At 57.2% G+C, this 1524-nt stretch carries 2 pseudogenes; one reads left to right on the top strand and one right to left on the bottom strand.

Annotation, left to right across the window (positions count from 1 at the left end):
* Positions 1–547: 547 nt before the first annotated feature.
* Positions 548–1168, top strand: a pseudogene (locus tag IVB22_RS37535) (DUF1214 domain-containing protein); the annotation flags it as partial.
* Positions 1169–1376: 208 nt separating this feature from the next.
* Here the strand turns inward: IVB22_RS37535 and IVB22_RS37530 are convergent.
* Positions 1377–1524: pseudogene (locus tag IVB22_RS37530) on the bottom strand (IS5/IS1182 family transposase); the annotation flags it as partial.

Below are 1524 nucleotides of genomic sequence, written 5' to 3'. Positions count from 1 at the left end.
GTTTCCTCCCTTGGAGGGTTTCGGACGCCGGCCCCGTGCGCGCGGCCTCACCGTCATGGGGCCGGCATCCGAAACCCTTCACATTGGCGGACATCGCCGGTTAGGCTCAAGATGTCCCGTAAGTGCCAGGGCGGTGATGCTGGCCGCGGTTGTTCAAACATGTGAACTCGTTCACAGCCACTTGTGCTCTTCCGGTACATAACGTGGCTGCGGAGGGCACACGCTATGACCCAACCTGCAAAGCGCATACCCGCATGGCTGACGATTGACGTGCTGGTGATCGTCATATCGCTGGCGATTATCGGGATCGGCATCGGGATCGGGATTGCTCCCTAGCGACGAACCTGAACCGGATCGGTGCTGACAGCTACCCAGTACTACCCAAATTGGTACATCCGGACTGCCGGCTTTCCGAACGGTTCAGTGGATGTGACCTGGAAGCGGAACGGCGGTGAACATGCGTGGTCGTTTTTACGGATTAGTCAAGTGTTTGATCTATCAAGCACCAAACGCCGCTGCCCGCGTTGCATCGGCTGCGAACAAACTCGACATTGGAGCCGGGAAGACCTTGGATATCAGCAAGCTCTCACCCGAAATGAAAACCGCCATCGAGCAAGGAATGGCGGACGCTTGGGCTGCACTTGCGGAATTGGAGAAACAAAAGATTGACACGGGGGAAGTGACATCGGGCGACGTATTTGGGACGCGCGCGCATCTAAAGAACAATTACCTCTACCGGATGGCGGGTGCTGTGCTCGGCATCGGGGGCAATTCGAAGCAAGAGGCGATGTACCCGGTCTATGCCATCGATGCCGCCCGACAGAAGCTTGATGGGGCCAACAAGTACACCCTTCATTTCGCGGCTGGGCAGCTACCACCTGTCAACGCCTTCTGGTCATTAACGATGTATGAGTTGCCCCAGAGCCTGCTCGTCGCTAATCCGATCAACCGCTACTTGATCAATTCGCCGATGCTGCCGCAGTTGATGAAGAACGCCGATGGCGGCCTGACGCTCTATGTCCAGAACGAGACGCCGGGTAAGGACAAGGAGCCGAACTGGCTGCCCGCTCCCAAAGGACCGTTCATCGCGTTCATGAGACTTTATTGGCCAAAGGAAGCGGCGCTCGATGGAGCATGGAAGCATCCGCCGATGACGAAAACATCGTAGGTACGCTAGATTGCGAAGTCCGTGGGTCCAGGCTGTGCGAAAACGTTTTTCCACCCCCAAAAACTGCACGCAACCGGGGGACGATCCGGGTCGACACGACGGTCTGAGCGTATTTTTCTGTATGGAGTCTGGAGTCAACCCGGGCGCAACCTCGGGCTACGCTGAGCGACCTGAACGGTCACACGATGCGTATAACAGCACGAGCTCTTCACGCCCGGATTGCTACCAGGAGCGGCTTGATGCCGACGATGTTCATTACGCGCGTGAGGTTGTAGGCGAGTACGTTCAGCGCCATTTCGGTCGCGACATTGGGCAACCGCTTCATTAGAAAGTGTGTCGCACCCATCCGCATCTTC

This window comes from Bradyrhizobium sp. 190 (assembly GCF_023073415.1).
In the GTDB taxonomy this organism is placed as follows: Bacteria; Pseudomonadota; Alphaproteobacteria; order Rhizobiales; family Xanthobacteraceae; genus Bradyrhizobium.
Note: the sequence above shows the minus strand (reverse complement) of the source record. Positions and strands in the feature narration are given on the sequence as shown.